The organism is Kitasatospora sp. NPDC059795 (assembly GCF_042732175.1).
In the GTDB taxonomy this organism is placed as follows: domain Bacteria; phylum Actinomycetota; class Actinomycetes; order Streptomycetales; family Streptomycetaceae; genus Kitasatospora.
This window is the reverse complement of record NZ_JBHWID010000005.1, coordinates 34,321-49,864: the sequence shown is the minus strand read 5'-3', so window position 1 is coordinate 49,864 and position 15,544 is coordinate 34,321. Positions and strand designations below refer to the sequence as shown.

The 15,544-nt window shown below is 75.4% G+C and carries 16 protein-coding genes; 9 read left to right on the top strand and 7 right to left on the bottom strand.

Going from position 1 to position 15,544, the window contains the following annotated elements:
- Positions 1-112 precede the first annotated feature (112 nt).
- From ACFV4P_RS12145 to ACFV4P_RS12135, 3 genes are read left to right on the top strand one after another with little or no spacing between them, the layout of a single operon-like run.
- The gene (locus tag ACFV4P_RS12145) at positions 113-2,146 is read left to right on the top strand and encodes an SUKH-4 family immunity protein (RefSeq protein ID WP_380470060.1); all 2,034 of its coding nucleotides are present in this window, start codon (positions 113-115) and stop codon (positions 2,144-2,146) included.
- 43 nt (positions 2,147-2,189) lie between these two features.
- Positions 2,190-4,001 (top strand): ATP-binding protein, encoded by a 1,812-nt coding sequence (locus ACFV4P_RS12140; RefSeq protein ID WP_380470058.1) that lies wholly within the window; start codon positions 2,190-2,192, stop codon positions 3,999-4,001.
- Between the two features lie 58 nt (positions 4,002-4,059).
- Positions 4,060-5,346: an SUKH-4 family immunity protein gene (locus tag ACFV4P_RS12135; RefSeq protein ID WP_380470056.1), complete on the top strand. Its 1,287-nt coding sequence runs from the start codon at positions 4,060-4,062 to the stop codon at positions 5,344-5,346.
- 7 nt (positions 5,347-5,353) lie between these two features.
- Here the strand turns inward: ACFV4P_RS12135 and ACFV4P_RS12130 are convergent, their stop codons facing one another.
- Positions 5,354-6,043 carry a DUF6193 family natural product biosynthesis protein gene (locus tag ACFV4P_RS12130; protein WP_380470054.1) on the bottom strand — a complete coding sequence of 230 codons (690 nt, stop codon included), beginning with the start codon at positions 6,041-6,043 and terminating at the stop codon, positions 5,354-5,356.
- A 76-nt stretch (positions 6,044-6,119) separates the two neighbouring features.
- Positions 6,120-7,493, bottom strand: a complete 1,374-nt coding sequence (locus tag ACFV4P_RS12125) for an NAD(P)-binding domain-containing protein (protein WP_380470052.1) — start codon at positions 7,491-7,493, stop codon at positions 6,120-6,122.
- 124 nt (positions 7,494-7,617) lie between these two features.
- Here ACFV4P_RS12125 and ACFV4P_RS12120 point away from each other — a divergent pair, with 124 nt between their 5' ends.
- A complete protein-coding gene (locus ACFV4P_RS12120; protein ID WP_380470050.1) occupies positions 7,618-8,007 on the top strand; it encodes an ArsR/SmtB family transcription factor in 390 nt (129 codons plus the stop codon).
- A gap of 7 nt (positions 8,008-8,014) precedes the next feature.
- Here ACFV4P_RS12120 and ACFV4P_RS12115 read toward each other — a convergent pair whose 3' ends face one another.
- Positions 8,015-8,650, bottom strand: coding sequence for a hypothetical protein (locus ACFV4P_RS12115; RefSeq protein WP_380470048.1), 636 nt, complete (start codon positions 8,648-8,650; stop codon positions 8,015-8,017).
- 338 nt (positions 8,651-8,988) lie between these two features.
- On the opposite strand from ACFV4P_RS12115, the gene ACFV4P_RS12110 reads away from it, so the two are divergent.
- On the top strand, positions 8,989-10,434 hold the full coding sequence (locus tag ACFV4P_RS12110; RefSeq protein ID WP_380470046.1) for a glycoside hydrolase family 6 protein: 1,446 nt from the start codon (positions 8,989-8,991) through the stop codon (positions 10,432-10,434).
- A 64-nt stretch (positions 10,435-10,498) separates the two neighbouring features.
- On the opposite strand, the gene ACFV4P_RS12105 is transcribed toward ACFV4P_RS12110, so the two are convergent.
- Both ACFV4P_RS12105 and ACFV4P_RS12100 read right to left on the bottom strand, forming a co-directional pair.
- On the bottom strand, positions 10,499-10,885 hold the full coding sequence (locus ACFV4P_RS12105) for a hypothetical protein (protein WP_380470043.1): 387 nt from the start codon (positions 10,883-10,885) through the stop codon (positions 10,499-10,501).
- Positions 10,882-11,388 carry a hypothetical protein gene (locus tag ACFV4P_RS12100; RefSeq protein WP_380470042.1) on the bottom strand — a complete coding sequence of 169 codons (507 nt, stop codon included), beginning with the start codon at positions 11,386-11,388 and terminating at the stop codon, positions 10,882-10,884. The genes ACFV4P_RS12105 and ACFV4P_RS12100 overlap by 4 nt, the downstream gene beginning before the upstream one ends.
- 224 nt (positions 11,389-11,612) lie before the next feature.
- On the opposite strand from ACFV4P_RS12100, the gene ACFV4P_RS12095 reads away from it, so the two are divergent.
- A complete protein-coding gene (locus ACFV4P_RS12095; RefSeq protein WP_380470039.1) occupies positions 11,613-12,128 on the top strand; it encodes a GNAT family N-acetyltransferase in 516 nt (171 codons plus the stop codon).
- 66 nt (positions 12,129-12,194) lie between these two features.
- Here ACFV4P_RS12095 and ACFV4P_RS12090 read toward each other — a convergent pair whose 3' ends face one another.
- Positions 12,195-13,466, bottom strand: coding sequence for an APC family permease (locus ACFV4P_RS12090; protein WP_380470037.1), 1,272 nt, complete (start codon positions 13,464-13,466; stop codon positions 12,195-12,197).
- Between the two features lie 105 nt (positions 13,467-13,571).
- Between ACFV4P_RS12090 and ACFV4P_RS12085 the strand changes: the two genes are divergently transcribed.
- The 3 genes from ACFV4P_RS12085 to ACFV4P_RS12075 all read left to right on the top strand — a co-directional run bounded on the left by ACFV4P_RS12085 (position 13,572) and on the right by ACFV4P_RS12075 (position 15,111).
- Positions 13,572-14,066 (top strand): Lrp/AsnC family transcriptional regulator, encoded by a 495-nt coding sequence (locus ACFV4P_RS12085; RefSeq protein ID WP_073816252.1) that lies wholly within the window; start codon positions 13,572-13,574, stop codon positions 14,064-14,066.
- A gap of 223 nt (positions 14,067-14,289) precedes the next feature.
- Positions 14,290-14,931, top strand: a complete 642-nt coding sequence (locus ACFV4P_RS12080) for an HNH endonuclease family protein (protein WP_380470034.1) — start codon at positions 14,290-14,292, stop codon at positions 14,929-14,931.
- 90 nt (positions 14,932-15,021) lie between these two features.
- A complete protein-coding gene (locus ACFV4P_RS12075) occupies positions 15,022-15,111 on the top strand; it encodes a hypothetical protein (RefSeq protein WP_380470031.1) in 90 nt (29 codons plus the stop codon).
- A gap of 7 nt (positions 15,112-15,118) precedes the next feature.
- On the opposite strand, the gene ACFV4P_RS12070 is transcribed toward ACFV4P_RS12075, so the two are convergent.
- On the bottom strand, positions 15,119-15,490 hold the full coding sequence (locus ACFV4P_RS12070; RefSeq protein WP_380470029.1) for a hypothetical protein: 372 nt from the start codon (positions 15,488-15,490) through the stop codon (positions 15,119-15,121).
- Positions 15,491-15,544 lie beyond the last annotated feature (54 nt).

Below are 15,544 nucleotides of genomic sequence, written 5' to 3'. Positions count from 1 at the left end.
CCCCTGTGCCCCGGGGTGGGCCCCTTGCCCCGGGCGCGTCTCCGGGGGGGGGGGGGGGGGCCCCCCCCCCCCCCCCCCACGACTGCAGGGCGGCAGCCGGGGCCGGCTCCACGTGACCGGCCCGGCCGGCAGCGGCAAGAGCGCGGTGCTCGCCGGGATCGCCGAGGCGTTCCCGGAGGCCGTCGTGATCGACGCCGCCGACCGCGGCGCCGACTCCGTCGCGCAGGAACTCGTCGACCGCACCCGCGCGTTGCGGCGACGCGGCTACGGCACCCTGTCCGACCTGGAACGGGCGCTGCGCCGCGACCGGACGCCCCGCACCGTGCTGCTCGCCAACACCCAGCGGGCCGGCACGCTGTCCTGCGGCGGCGGGGCCGAGCGCCTGCGGGCCGTCGTCGCCGCGCTCACCACCCCCGCCGAGGAGGGCCGGCTGCAACTGGTCGTCGAACAGGCGCAGCCCCCCGCGCCGCCCGCCGCCGAACCCGCCGGGTACTGGCTGGAGGTCCTCCGACTGCCGGGCGGCACCGGCCCGGAGGAACTGGCGGCGCTGACCTCGGCCGTCCCCCCGCAGACCCTGGCCGCCCTGCGGGCGCTGGCCAACGCCCAGCTGCGCCGGGTGCCGGTGGCCGCCTGGGCCGAGCTGTGCCGGGCCGCGGACGTCCCCGTGACGGAGGCCGACCTGCTGGCGCTGCCCGCCGAGCCGCTGGTCCGGGCGGCGGACGGCACGGTCGGCCTCGAACGGCCCGCGCTGGTCGAGGAGTTGCGCTACACCCCGGCCGAGGCCGCCGCGTTCCACGCCCGGATGACGGAGCACCTGCTCGCCGCCGACCTGACCGACCCGTGGGCCGCCCGTTCGCTGCCCGGCCACGCCGTCGAGGCCGGACGCTTCGACGACCTGCTCGACGACCCGCGCGCCCTGGCGCACGTCCCGCAGGACGCGCTGGTGGAGGCCCTGCGCGCCGCGTACGCCGACGGGCAGTTCCGGTACGGCACGCACGCGGCCGCGCTGCGCTACCTCCTCGGCTACGGCCTGGCCGGCGCGCCGCACGGCGAGTGGATCGCCCGGCTCGCCCACGACGCCCACACCCGGGGCCAGTCCGGGCGCGCCGAGGCCCTCGCCGCCGCGTGCCCCGAGCCGTTGACGTTCCGCACGGTGTGGTCCCGGTGGAGCCCCCCCGGCGCGTTCACCCCCCGCACCGAGCCCTGGCACACCGAGGAGATCGACCGGGTCTACGCCGCCGAACTGCGGGGCACGCCCGTGGTGGTCACCGAGGACGAGGAGGAGAACGCCTTCGTCAGCGACGCCGCCACCGGCCGCCCGATCGGCGCGGCAGAAGGCCAACTCGCGCCCGTCGACGCCGCGTTGACGGTCAAGGCGGGACGCGGCTACGCCACCGTCCTGGACGGCCCGGACGGCGCGCCGCTCGGACTGTTCCACCACCCCGACGCGGAGACCTGCGGCGCGGTCGGCGACCTGCTGGTGCTGGCCGGCGACCGGGGCGTCTACGCCGTCCGACCCGACGTCACACTGCTGCGCGACGCACCCGAGGACCGACTCGTCCCGCTGGTCGGCCCGTTCGGCCGCCAAATGCCCCGCCGCTACGACCCGGCCGAACAGCCCGACCTCCGGCAGCTGCTCGAACAGGCCTTCGGCGCAGGGCAGTTGCACCGGATCGACACCGTCCCCGACGGCATCACCCACGGCCCGACCCGCGACCTGCTCGCCACCGTCGGCCTGCCCGCCGTCGACAGCCCCACCGGCTACTGGCTCACCCCCGGCGACGGACTGCCCGCCCGCCCCTGGCCCGACGGCGTCGAACGGGCCGGCACCGGCCCCTACCACCTGCTCGGCGGCTGGCTCGGCGCCGACCTGGTGCTCGACGGCAGCGACGGCCGGGTGCTGCGGATGATGCCTGCCCACTGGCCCGCCACCACCCGCCCCCGCGACCCCCTGATCGGCACCACCCTCGAACGCTTCCTCACCATGATCGCCCTCCAGGCCCAGTACCTGACGGTCTACTGGCCCCGCGAGGCCGACAGCCTCGACCTGCTGACCGAACTCCGCACCCGCGTCGCCGGAATCGACCCCGACGCCGCCGCCACCGACAGCTGGCAGCACGTCCTCGAACCCGACACCTGGGCCTGAGCCTCCCCGCCGCCTCCCCTCCCCCCGACCGGAGAGACCCGAAGTGACCGACACCACCGTCGCCCACCAGCCCCACCCCTACCTCGGCGGCCGGGCGGCAGCGCTGCGCACCCTGGCGGCCTGGCGGGCCGGCACGGCCGACGCACCGCGCACGGTGCTGATCACCGGCGACAGCGGCAGCGGCCGCACCCGGCTGCTGACCGCCTTCCTGATGCTCAGCGACCCCGCCCACCGCGACCGCCTCGACCTCGCCGCCCTCGACCCGGCCACCGTCCCGCCCGCCGACCTCCCCGCACCGCCCGTCCTCGACGCCACCGGCCTCACCGCCGTCCAACTGCGCTGGCTGCTCGCCGACACCTTCGCCCCCGGCACCGACCGGGCCGAGCGGCTGCCCGCCGTGCTCGCCGGACTCGGCACCCCCGAGCAGCCGCAGGCCGTGGTCGTCGCCGACATCGACCGGGCCGGCCTGCTCACCGGCACCGACGAGCCCGCCAGAGTCACCACCGAGGTGCTGCTGCCCCTCGCCCTCAACCCCGGCGTCCGCCTGCTCGCCGACCTGCCCCGCGCCGAGGCCGAACGCCTCGCCGGCGACGTCCCCGCCGACCAGCTGCAGATCCTCGACCTCGACCGGGACCCCTGGCGCGACCCCGACGCCCTGCTCCGGCAGGCCGAACTCGCCCTCCCCGAACCCACCGTGGCCCGCCAACTCGCCGCCGTCGCCGACACCCCGCTGGTGGTCCGACTGGCCGGCTGGTCCGTCCAGGCCCGCCCCGGCAGCCCGCTGCCGCTGCCCCGCAGCGCCGGCGACGCCCTCGACCTGCACGCCGAACGCTGCGGCAGCGACGAACTCACCCTGCGTCGCCTGCTCGCCCCCCTCGCCCTCGCCGGCCCCGGCCAACCCCTCCCGTTCGACCTGTGGGCCCCCGTCGCCTCCGCCGTCGCCGGCAAGGACCTCGGCCCCGCCCTGGCCGGCGGACGCGACCTGCTGCTGCCGTTCTTCGACCTCGCCACCACCGGCGACGGCACACCCGGCGCCCGCATCGTCCACCCCGCCGTCGCCGACGAGATCCGCGAACGCCTCGGCCGCACCGCCCGCGAAGTCCACCGCCGCATCGCCACCGCCCTGCTCGCCACCCTCCCCGGCGACACCCCCCGACGCTGGGCCGACGCCACCGGCTACCTCCGCGAACAACTCCCCGGACACGCCCTGCACGGCGGCCTGCTCGACCGACTCCTCACCGACCCCGGCTTCCTGCTGCACGCCGAACAGCACCGCCTGCGCGCCGCCGTCGACCTCCTCGCCGCCGAAGGCACCCCGCTGCCGCCGCTCGGCCGCACCTGGCTGCGCCTCGCCCCGCTCTTCGCCCGCCAGGAACTCGGCGTCGAACTGCGCGCCGCGCTGCTCGACCACGCCGCCCGCCAGGACGGCCTCCCCGGCCTCGACACCACCGGCCTCGACGTGCCCTGGCGCACCCTGTGGGCCCGCCCGCTCACCGGCGTCGGCGCCGTCACCGCCGCCGTCCGCCCCGACGGCGGCCAGCTGCTGATCGCCCACCGACCCGGCCAGGAGCCGGAGTTGACGGCCTACGACGCCCGCACCGGCGAGATCGACCACACCGACCCCGAGCGGCTCGCCCGCCCCGACGGCGACCAGCGCGCCGCCGGCGCCCTCGCGCTCTCCACCGGCAGCGACTACGTCCGGCTCTGGCAGCGCAACCCCGACGGCACCGTCACCGGGCCGATCGCCGCGTTCCTGTCCGCCGCACCCCTGGCCGGCGCCGACCTCACCACCGACGGGCTGCTGCTGATCGCCGACGCCCACGGCGTCGCCGCGCTGCAACCGGCCGGACAGTGACCGGAACCCGTCCACTACTGTGAACACCGACCAACCGGCCCCGAAGGAGAACGACCGCGTGACGACCCGTGAGCAGGCCATCGAGGCGGCCCACCAGTGGATCAACGGCGCCCGGCCCGAGGACCAGTGGCACCGGATCGGCGTGCACGAGTTCGACCTCGGCTGGGTACTGTGGCCGGTCCCCGGCGCCGAACCCGAGCAGCCCGTCGGCGAGCGCCGCGCACCCGCCGAGATCGGCACCGCCTGCGCCGTCGTCGACCGGGAGACCGGCGAACTCACCCACTGGCCCTCGGTGCCCGTCGACGAGGTCGTCCAGCTCTACCGCGACAAGCTCGGCGCCGGCAGCCACGACCCGTCCCGCCCGCCGGTGGTCGGCCCCGGCAACTCCGTCGTCCTCACCTACCGCGACGCCGCCGGCGAACAGCAGAGCCTGTTCCAGCTCTCCGCGCCCGGCGAGGGCCACCCCGAGGTCCGCGCCTGGCGCACTCTCCAGCAGCAGGGCGTCCGCCCCCAGGACGTGCTGTCCGTCTACACCGACCTGCGGCCCTGCGAACTGCCCGGCGGCTACTGCGCGCCCGTGCTGCTCGCCGAACTCCCCGCCGCCACCTTCGACTACGGCCACGCCTACGGCCCGCGCTACGACCGCCGGGCCGCCGCCGTCCGCGCCCTCGCCGACGCCACCGAGGACAGCTTCCGCCGCGCCGGCCGCCCCGCGCCGCCCCGGCCCAACCGGATCCCGTTCCCGCGTGCGGTGCCCGCCGCCGCCCCGGAGAGCGACAGCGCGTTGGGCACCCGGCTGGCGGAGCAGTTCGGCACCGTCCACCGGCTCGCCGGCGACATCCCCGCCGCGCTGCCCGCCGCCACCGCCGCGACCCTCGCCGAGGCCGGACTGCCCGCCGACGTCCCCGCGTTCTTCCACCACCTGCCCGGCCTGCCCACCGTCGCCGACCACCTCGCCGCCACCGGCGGGGGCACCCGCGTCCCCGAGCGGACCCGCGCCCTGCTCGCCCAGTACCTGGTGCTCGGCGACGACGGCCACGCCCTGATCGCCGTCCAGTGCGGCGACGGCGGCACCGGCACCGGCGCGGGCCTCGGCCGGATCTGGGCCGTCGACCCCGGCACCGGCACCGGCCGCTACCTCACCGCCTCGCTCAACGCCCACCTCCGCTGCCTGTCCCTCCTCGCCGCCCGCCACCCCGCGCTCCGCGGCCTCGACCCGCAGTCCGCCGGCCTCGCCGTCGACGCCCTCCAGCGCGACCTGGCCGCCCTCGACCCCACGGTCTTCGGCGACCCCGAGAACTGGTGGGCCGTCATCGTGGAACAGCTGTGGGACGGGCTGCTCTGACGGGCCGTCAGTAGCCCGGCGGGAGGCCCTCCAGCACCAGCGCGACGGCCTCCTCGACGGTGGCGACCTCGACGGTGTCGCCGCCCCTGCGGCTCCGGACCAGGAAGCTCCCGTCGTGTCGCGGCTCGATGGATCCGCCGATCTTCCGGTGGTCCGGCGGCGGCGTGGCGGAGAACCACAGCATGTAGTGGCTGGTCACGGGTGCCAGTCGGCGCAGCCGGGGTTCGGCGAAGGCGGCCTCGAACATCGTCCGGAAGTTCGGCGGGTAGCGTCCGATCAGCCGCGTGTCGAAGTGGCCGAACCGATGACGCCAGGCCAGCTCCACCGCGTCGAGCGGCTCGCGCTCGTGCGCGAACGCCCAGTCGTGGACGATCAGGAACGGCGCGAGGCCCCGGACGGTCGCGAGGTCGGCGCCCGCCTGCCAGGCCGCCACGGCGCGCACCGCCCCGGCGAGGTTCGGCGCGTGGCCGTTGGCGAGGGTCGCTCCGGCGCGCCGCAAGCGGACGGCGGGCCTCACCCTGGACACCCAGGCGTGGATCCAGGCACGGGAGTCGGTGCCGTGGTCGAGGAACTCGGCGCCGCTGGGGCTGAGCCGGTCCGGCGTGGGCAGCGTCAGGCCGAGGCCGGCGGCCGTCCGGTCGAGTTCGGCGCCGAACGCGGCTGCGGCGGCCGCGATCTCGGCCGGGGTGTGCGTCACGGTGGGCAGTGTAGGGCTTCGACTGCCCACGCGGGACGGCTCGTCGAGGAGCGTCGGCAACCGGCCCCGGAGCGGGTCAGCACCCTCCGCCGGTGGTGGAGCAGGAAGCCGCGGTGGCGGGTGCGCCGAGGGTGATCAACTGCGGCGCGGGGGCGCCGCAGCACTCGGCGGACTGCGGTTGGGCGGGGGCGTCGTAGAGGCCGGCTCCGCCGCAGACGCCGGTCTCGGGGAGGGTGAGTTCGACGCGGGCGGCGGCCTCGTGGTCGCCGGCGAGGGCGGCGGCGACGGAGCGGACCTGTTCGAAGCCGGTCATGGCGAGGAAGGTCGGGGCGCGGCCGTAGGACTTCGCGCCGACGAGGTAGACGTCCTTCTCGGGGTGGCCGAGCTCGGCGGCGCCGTGGGGGTAGACGGTGCCGCAGGAGTGCTGGTTGGGGTCGATCAGCGGGGCGAGGGCGGTCGGGGCCTGGAGGCGGTCGTCGAGACCGAGGCGCAGTTCGGTGAGGAAGGACAGGTCCGGTCGAAGGCCCGTCAGGACGAGGACCTGGTCCACGGGTTCGCTGCTGCGGCCGTCCTCGGCGACCAGGACCAGGCGGCCGTCGGCGGCGGGTTCGAGGGCGGTGGTGCGGAAACCGGTGAGGGCGGTGGCCCGGCCGTCCTCGACGGCGGCCCTGGCGCGCTGGCCGAGGGCGCCGCGGGCGGGGAGCTGGTCGGCGCTGCCGCCGCCATAGGTGGAGCCGGTGATGCCCCGGCGCAGCACCCACACGGCGTGGGTGCCGGGTTCGTCCTCGGCGAGGTCGGCGAGCGCGGCCAGCGCGGTGAACGCGGAGGCGCCGGTGCCGACGACGGCCGTGCGCTTCCCGGCGTACCGGGCGCGGACGACGGTGTCGTTCAGGTCCGGCATGCGGTAGGCGACGCGGCCGGCGGCGGCGCGTTCGCCGAGGGCCGGGAGGCCGTTCGCACCGAGCGGGTTGGGGGTGGCCCAGGTGCCGGAGGCGTCGACGACGGCGCGCGCGAGGACGCGCTCCTCGGTGCCGTCGGGGTGTTCGACGTGGACGGTGAAGGGCTGCCCGTCGCGGCCCGCGTCGACGATGCGGTCGCGTCCGGCGCGGGCCACGCCGGTGACGCGGGAGTGGTAGCGGACGCGGTCGCCGAGGGCGTCGGCGAGCGGCTGGAGGTAGCGGCCGACCCAGTCGCCGCCGGTCGGGTAGGCGGTCGGGTCGGGCCGGGTCCAGCCGGTGGGGGCGAGGAGCTTCTCGGCGGCGGGGTCGACGACCTCGGACCAGGTGGAGAACAGCGGCACGTGCGACCACTCGCGCACGGCGGTGGCCGCGGACGGTCCGGCTTCGAGGAGCAGCGGCTCGATGCCGCGATCCAGCAGGTGGGCGGCGGCGGCCAGGCCGATCGGGCCGGCGCCGATGACGAGGACGGGCAGGCCGGTGTCGGAGGTCATGGCGGATCTCTCCCCTTCGTGCCGGGCGCTGCGGCTCCGGGGCCGAGTCGCCTGATTCGACACATGTCGATGTGCTGGTGTCTTCGACCTTGCCCACTGGTTCGACAGATGTCAATATTGATGCATGTCGAATTCAAGGGCCGAGCTGCGGATGGTCGAGCTGCCGATGGTCGGGCTGTCGACGGCCGAGCCGGAGGGCGCGCCGTGCTGTCCGCCGCTGGTGTCGGCGGAGCTGTCCGAGGCGGACGCGGTGCGGATGGCGGCGATGTTCAAGGCGCTCGGCGATCCGGTGCGGTTGCGGCTGTTCTCGAAGGTCGCCTCGCACGAGGGCGGCGAGGCCTGCGTGTGCGACATCCAGGACGTCGGCGTCTCCCAGCCCACGGTCTCCCACCACCTGAAGAAGCTGCGCGAGGCCGGCCTGCTCAGCTCGGAACGACGCGGAACCTGGGTGTACTACCGGGTCGCCCCGTCCGTGCTCGCCGCGATGGCCGCCCTGCTCGACCTGAACCGCTGACGCATCGTCAACTCTGAGCTGCCGCAGGCGACTTCCACGCGGTGGCGAGGTGCTTGCGGATGCGGCCGATCGCCCAGCCGGTGAGCGGCACGACCATCAGCGCGCCGGTCGTGTCGTCGATCCAGATCGTCCAGCGCTGGTTGGCGGCGCTCGGGAGGGTGCCGAGTTGCGGGCCGACGTGGCCGACCGGGTCGGTGGTGACGGTGACGGTCTGGCCGACGCGGAAGGAGGAGCCCAGGTTGCCGTCGACGGTGGCGGTGATGGGCGGGCCGTCCAGGGCCTCCAGGGCGAGGCGCGGGTAGCTGGAGTTGTTGGCGTCGAACTCGGTGGTGACGCGGGTGACGCGGGCGTGCTGTTCCAGGCCGTGGTCGCGCAGCGCCCGGACGTCCAGCAGGTGGCCGTGGGCGATCAGCATGACGACGGCGAGGACGGACAGGACGACCATCCAGCCGGTGGGGTCGTCCCGGTGGGACGACCAGGCGGCGAGGAGCAGGATCAGGGCGGTGATCAGCACGGCGGGGGCGACCAGCTGGAGGCTGAACCGGTAGGAGAACGCGGCCAGTTCGCGTATCCCGAAGTACGCCGCCGCCCAGATCAGCGCCGCCAGTGCCACGCTCCCGACCGCCCGCCCCGCTGTGCGCATCGTCCGCCTCCCCGGTGTGTCCGCACCTGACGGGTCCACCGTACGCGGCGCGACTGCCGGTGCGACAGAAAGTTACAGGCGGGCCTGCGGGGACGCGAAGGCCCCGGGCGACGGGAAGGGCGCAGGTCGGGGTGGGGGAGAAGGCGTCAACGGCGGGCGGCGCGAGGGGAGTCGGCGGTGGGTGCGGCCTGCCGTCGGAGGGCGGGCGGCCGCTACCATCGGCCGAGCCGCTGCGGGAGCGCTCCCACGTTCCGTTCCCCGCTGCGGCGCAGGTCGGCCCGCCCCCGCCAGGGCGGGCGTCCATCCTCTCCCACCCGAGAGCACCCCCGGAGGACACCGTGCACACCCCCGACCCCCGCCGGCGCAGCACCGTCCCACCGCACCCCGCAGGCCGCCCCTCCCGGCGGGCGGCCGCGCTCGCGCTCGCCGCCACGACCGTCGCGGTCGGACTGGTCGTCGGCCTGAACGGTGGCGCCGACGCCGCCGTGCAGGGCAGCCTGCCCGCCGGCACCCAGTTCTACCGGGACCCGGCCTCGCAGGCCGTCAAGTGGGTGGCCGCCAACCCGGGCGACTCCCGCACGCCGGTGATCTCCAAGCGGATCGCCAGCCAGCCGCAGGGCATCTGGTTCAGCAACTACCGCCCCACGACCGTCACTTCGGACGTCCGCGCGGTCACGGCGGCCGCCGAGCAGGCCGGACAGACGCCGGTGCTGGTCGCCTACGCGATCCCCAACCGGGACTGCGGCGGCGCGTCCGCCGGCGGCGCGCCCGACCTCGCCTCGTACGACGCCTGGGCCGCCAAGTTCGCGGCAGGACTGGGCAGTTCGCGCTCCATCGTGATCCTCGAACCGGACTCGATCGCGCTCACCACGTGTCTCAACGCCCAGCAGCAGAGCGACCGCTTCGCCTCCCTGTCGCGCGCCGTCACCGCCATCCGCGCCGCCGGCCCCAACGCCAAGGTGTACCTGGACGGCGGGCACTCCACCTGGAACTCCGCGAGCGAGCAGGCGAGCCGGCTGCGCGGCGCGGGCGTGCTGAACGCCGACGGCTTCTTCACCAACGTCTCCAACTTCAACACCACCTCGGGCGAGACCGCGTTCGCCCGCAACGTGCTCTCCGCGCTCGGCAACCCCGGCAACCTGCACGCCGTCGTCGACACCAGCCGCAACGGCAACGGCCCCGCCGGCAGCGTCTGGTGCGACCCGTCCGGGCGGGCCATCGGCAGCTACCCGACGGCCAGCACCGGGGACAGCGCGATCGACGCCTTCCTGTGGATCAAGCCCCCGGGCGAGGCGGACGGCTGCGCGGCGACCGCCGGGACGTTCGTCCCCGACATCGCCTACCAGCTGGCGGCGAACGCGCCCGACCCGAGCAGCCCGCCGAGCTCGCAGCCGCCGACGTCGCAGCCTCCGACCTCCCAGCCGCCCACGTCGCAGCCGCCGACGTCGCAGCCGCCGAGCGGTGGGGCGTCGTGCTCGGTCGCGTACCGGGCCAACTCGTGGAGCGGGGGCTTCACCGCCGACATCACGGTGAAGAACACCGGCAGCACCACCATCTCCGGCTGGAAGCTCGCCTGGACGTTCCCCGGCGACCAGAAGATCACCAGCGCCTGGAACGCCACCGTCGCCCAGAGCGGGGCCGCCGTCACCGCCACCGACCAGGGCTACAACGGCACTCTGGCGGCCGGCGCGTCCACCGCGTTCGGATTCCAGGGCACGTACGGCAGCAACAACAGCGCCCCGAGCGCGTTCACCGTGAACGGGTCGGCCTGCACCACGTCCTGACGCGCCCCTCCCCGGCCCCGCCGCCCCACCCCACCCGGTGCGGCGGCGGGGCGAACACCGTTGCTCAGGGCCGGAGTTGAACGGCCGTCACCATCACATAGCCGACCAGCAGCCCGAACAGGCACACCGCCGTCACGTACCGCGGCGTGAACGGCAGCCCCGCGAGCGACGGGTACAGCAGCACCGCGGCGCCCGCCGCCAGGTCCGCCAGGTACAGGCCGTCCGGCGGGACGATGCCCGTGCTGTGAGCGGCCCAGCCGGTGGCGATCAGGAACCCCGTCAGCAGGGTGAACCCGGACAGCAGCCCCGAGCCGATCGCGCCCAGCGCGGGATGCGGATCCGGGGGCGGCTCGCCCTCCGGCGTCCTCGGGCGCATCCGGTGCGCCATCGCGAGCGCGCCGACGGCGAGCGTCATCGCGGACAGTGCGCCGAGCAGCGGAGAGGGATTCATCGGCTCCTCCTGGAGAACGCGAGATGCTGCCCGGCCAACGCGGCGAGCGCCGCCGGCAGCAGGACGGTGAGGACCACCACGGTCGCCCACACCGACGGCTCGATCGCCGCCGAGTGCACCGGCACGGCTGCTGCCGGCGGCGCGGCGGCGACGGTCGTCGGGACGGCGGCGGTCGTCGGGGCGGCGGGGGCGGGACGCGAGGGCTCCGGCGGGGGTGCGGCGGCGGCCGGGGCGGGTGCGTGCGAGGCCGCCTTCCGTGCCGGAGACGGGGAATGACGCGGCGAGGCGACGGCCGGCGGCGCCGGGGCGGCCGTCGTCAGGGTCGCCGACGGGGTCGCGGACGGTGCGGGTGCCGGGGTGAGGGTCGGGGTCGGCGGGGGCGTGAGCGACGGGCTGGGCGACGGGCTGGGCGACGGGCTGGGCGAGGGGCTCGGGCAGTGGGAGTGCGGTGGCGGCCACGATGGGCGCGGGAACGGCGGGAACGCGCTTGGGGCAGGGTCCATTGCCCGATCCTCCGGCCCTCGCCACCCGGCCCGACACCCGTCCCCGCCCAAACCCCACGAGGCGGTGAACCACCCACCGCCCGAGCCGGAATACCCGCACGAGGCCGGGGCGTCAGTTCGACACCACCCCACCCACGCGGACGATCTCCTCCGGCATCAACCGCGACGCCGGCAACTCCTCCGACTGGCGGCCCCGCAGGCGTCCAAGTCGGTATCGTCGCCGTATGCCTGAACTCATCGCGCCCACCACCCGTCTGCACTCCGCCTGGCTCGACGCGCATGCCGAGTGGGGTCCCGGTCTCCACGAGGACGGATTCGGGCTGGGGCCGTCGGACGAGGTCGACTCGCCGGACGGGTTCGCGGCCTGGGTGGCACTGCTGGCCGAGGATTCGGGTCCGGAAGCGGTCGCGACCGGGCGGGGCTGTACGTACCGATGGATCGTCGAGGGCGACCGGGTGCACGGCGGGATCGCGCTGCGGCACGGGCTCAACGACCGGGTGCTGCGGTCCGGCCACATCGGCTACGGCATCCGGCCGTCCTCCCGCGGACGCGGACTGGCCACCTGGGCACTGGGCCGGACACTCGACGAGGCGCGGGTGCTCGGCCTGGACCAGGTGCTGATCGTCTGCGAAGTCGACAACCTCGCCTCGGTGAAGACGATCGAGCGCCACAGCGGCGTCCTCGAAGGCGTACAGGACACCGAACACGGCCCTCTGCGGCGCTACTGGATCAAGCTCTAGTCCGTGATCCTGCTGCACCGCGCGACGTGGGACGCCGGCGCCTCGCGGCGGCGTCCCGGCGGGCGGTCAGCGGGCGTCCAACTCGGGTGTGGGCAGCGGTACTTCCTCGCGTGCGGGGGCGGTCGTGCGGCGGCCGGTGAAGGCGGCCGCGAGGGCGACTGCGGCGACGGCGAGGACGGGCCAGCCGGTGCCGAGGGTGAGGGCGAGGACAGCCGGGCAGCAGACGAGGGCGGCGAGCCGGGGGAGGCCGGTCAGGATGCGGGCCGCGGCGGCGGTGCAGGCGACGTAGACGGAGAGGAACAGGGCGGTCGGGACGGCGACCAGCTGGGAGGTGGTCAGGACGCCGGAGCCGACCAGGGCGATCAGGGGGCCGCCGGTCAGGGCGGTGGTGGCCAGGACCGCGTAGGAGCCGCGGCGGCTCGGGGCGGGGGTGGGCGGCAGCAGGGCCTCAAGGAGTTCGGCGGCGCCCGTCAGGTAGGTGTTGGTGGCGGCGAGGGTGAGCACAAGTGCCGCGCCGGCGGCCAGGATTCGGCCGCTGTCGCCGATCGCCGCGCTCAGCAGGTCGGCCAGCGGGACGGCGCCGCCCGCGCCGGGGCCGAGCACCGCGACGGTGGCCGCGGCCAGGCCGAGGCAGAGCAGCGACGTCACCACGAAGGCGATCAGCACCACCCGGCGCAGCTGCCGGCGCGGGTCGCGCAGCCGGGTGGTGAGCGAGGCCGCGGCCTCCCAGCCGACGAACGCGAACATCAGCGGCGGCGCGGCGCTCGCCACGCCCGCCCAGCCGTGCGGCAGGAACGGCGTCCAGTTCGCGGCCCGCGAGTGCGGCGCGGAGCCGAGGACCGCGAACAGCACCAGCGCCACCAGCACCGACACCAGCGCGAGTTGGAGCCCCGCTCCGGTGCGCACCCCCAGCAGTCGGACCGCCAGCACCAGGCCCAGCAGCACCAGCGCCGCGCGGATCGCCGTCGACTCTCCCGCGCCGAGCGCCGCCGCCGCGTAGCTGCCGCCGATCAGGCAGACCACCGGCGCGCCCGCCACCACGCCCGCCAGGAAGCACCAGGCGGCCGCCCGCCCGGCCCGCTCGCCGAGACCGGCGGCGGTGTACCCGGCGATGCCGCCGGTCGAGCCGAGCCGTGTGCCCAACGCGCAGAACACGGCGGCTATCAGCCCGGACAGCACCAGCAGGGCCAGCCAGACGAGCAGCGAGGCGGGACCGGCGGCGCGGGCCGCCAGCCCCGGGAGCAGCAGCAGGCTCGGGCCCAGCAGGGCCCCGATGTACAGCGCGGACGCCCCGGCGGTGGACAGGTGGGGACGGCTTTCGGTGATCTTCTCGGTCATGCGGCGATTGTGGCCCCGATCGCGCGGCACTCGCTGGCGAATATCGCCGCACCCGATGCCCGGAACGGCAGAATCCACCGCTCCGGGGCCACTAGGGTGCACGGCATGCCGAGCCAGCAGTACGACCGCATCGACCGTGCCATCCTGGAGCACCTCCAGCGCCACGGCCGCACCGCCAACGTCGATCTCGCCGAGGCCGTCCGGCTCTCCCCGTCCTCCGCGCTGCGCCGCACCAAGGCCCTGGAGGCGGACGGGGTGATCGCCGGGTACCGGGCCGAACTCGACCGGGAGCGCGTCGGGTTGGGGCTGACGGTGTTCGTCTCGCTGCGGGTCGAGCAGCACTCGCGGGAGACGTCGCGGCAGATCGAGCAGGCGCTGACCGAGATCCCCGCCGTGGTCGCCTGCCATGTGGTCTCCGGCGAGGCCGACTTCCTGGTCGAGATCGCGGTGCCGGACCTGGCCACCTACGAACTGGTGCTGCTGGACGAGATCCTGGCGATCGGCCCGGTCCGGGACGCCCGGTCCACGTTCGCGATCCGCACCATCCGCTCCCGGGGCCCGCTCCCGCTCGACCGCTGGCCGGCGGCGCGCGGACGCTGAACCCGGACGCCGAACCTGGGCGCTGGATCCGGACGCCGGACCTGGACGCCGGGTCCGGACGCCGCCCGATTGATGATGAACCTTCACATCGCGGACGGATATGGCTACCAGACGGCAATGCAATTTTCACGACCGGGGATCTACCCGCATAGACCCAGGCCTGCCACGCTGACTCGGCACCGCAACCCCCCTGCCCCAGCACCGAGTCCAGGAGCTCCCCGTCGTGACGAACCGTTTCCTCCGCCGCTTCGCCACCCTCGCCGCCACCGCCGCCCTCACCGCCGGAGTCGTCACCGCGAGCGCCGGCAACGCCCAGGCCGCGCTCCCCACCCCGATCTCCGCCGCCACCGCCCGCAGCTACCTCGGCCAGCTCACCGTCAAGGCCGAGGACCGCACCGGCTACAACCGCGACCTCTTCCCGACCTGGATCACCATCTCCGGCACCTGCAACACCCGGGAGACCGTCCTCAAGCGCGACGGCTCGAACGTGGTCACCGACGCCAGTTGCGCCGCCACCTCCGGCACCTGGGTCTCCCCGTACGACGGCGTCACCATCACCGCCGCCTCCGGCCTGGACATCGACCACATAGTCCCGCTCGCCGAGGCCTGGGACTCCGGCGCCTCCGCGTGGACCACCGCCCAGCGCCAGGCCTTCGCCAACGACGTCACCCGCCCCCAGCTGCTCGCCGTCAGCGCCAGTACCAACCGCTCCAAGGGCGACAAGGACCCGGCCGAGTGGCTGCCGCCGGTCACCTCCTACCGCTGCACCTACGTCCGCGCCTGGGTGCAGGTGAAGTACTACTACAACCTCTCCGTCGACAGCGCGGAGAAGACGGCCCTCACCAACGTCCTGGCCGGCTGCTGACCCACCACCCCCCGACAGGGCGGCGGAGTCCGGAGGGCGTGGTCCACCGGTGCCGCAACTGTCCGGGGTGTCGCGCGGCTGTTCGCCGAGGTGCTGGCGCACGCCGACCCGGCCCGGTGCCGGCCCGTCCTGCCGCCCACCACACACTGGTCGCACTGGCCGGAGGCCGGGACGCTGTAGCGGGAAGTCAGCAGAACTCCGCCGGGCCCTGGAGGAGTTGGATCCGGACGGTCATGTGGACCAGCGCGGCGACCAGCAGCGACAACAGGAGCCACCAGCGGCTCCGGCCGCGTTCGGGCAGCAGCAGGGCGACGCCGATCATCAGCGCGAGGAGGAGAAAGGCGAACAGCAGGTGGGGGAGGAGCGTGAAGGCGTCGGCAAAGGCGCTCGCCGGGGTGTGGACGCACGGGGCCGGGTAGCCGAAGGCCGCCAGGACCAGTTCCCCGCTGCCCGTCCAGGCCGCCGGCAGGCAAGCCAGCAGCCACCAGCAGCTCGGACGGGTGCGGCCCGGGTCCGCCGCGCATCCTGCTCCGGCTGATGTCTCGTCGTCCCCGGCCACCGGCCGACCCCCATGGCTGCGCACCTGCGACCTGATGGTTCGCAGCCGATCCGA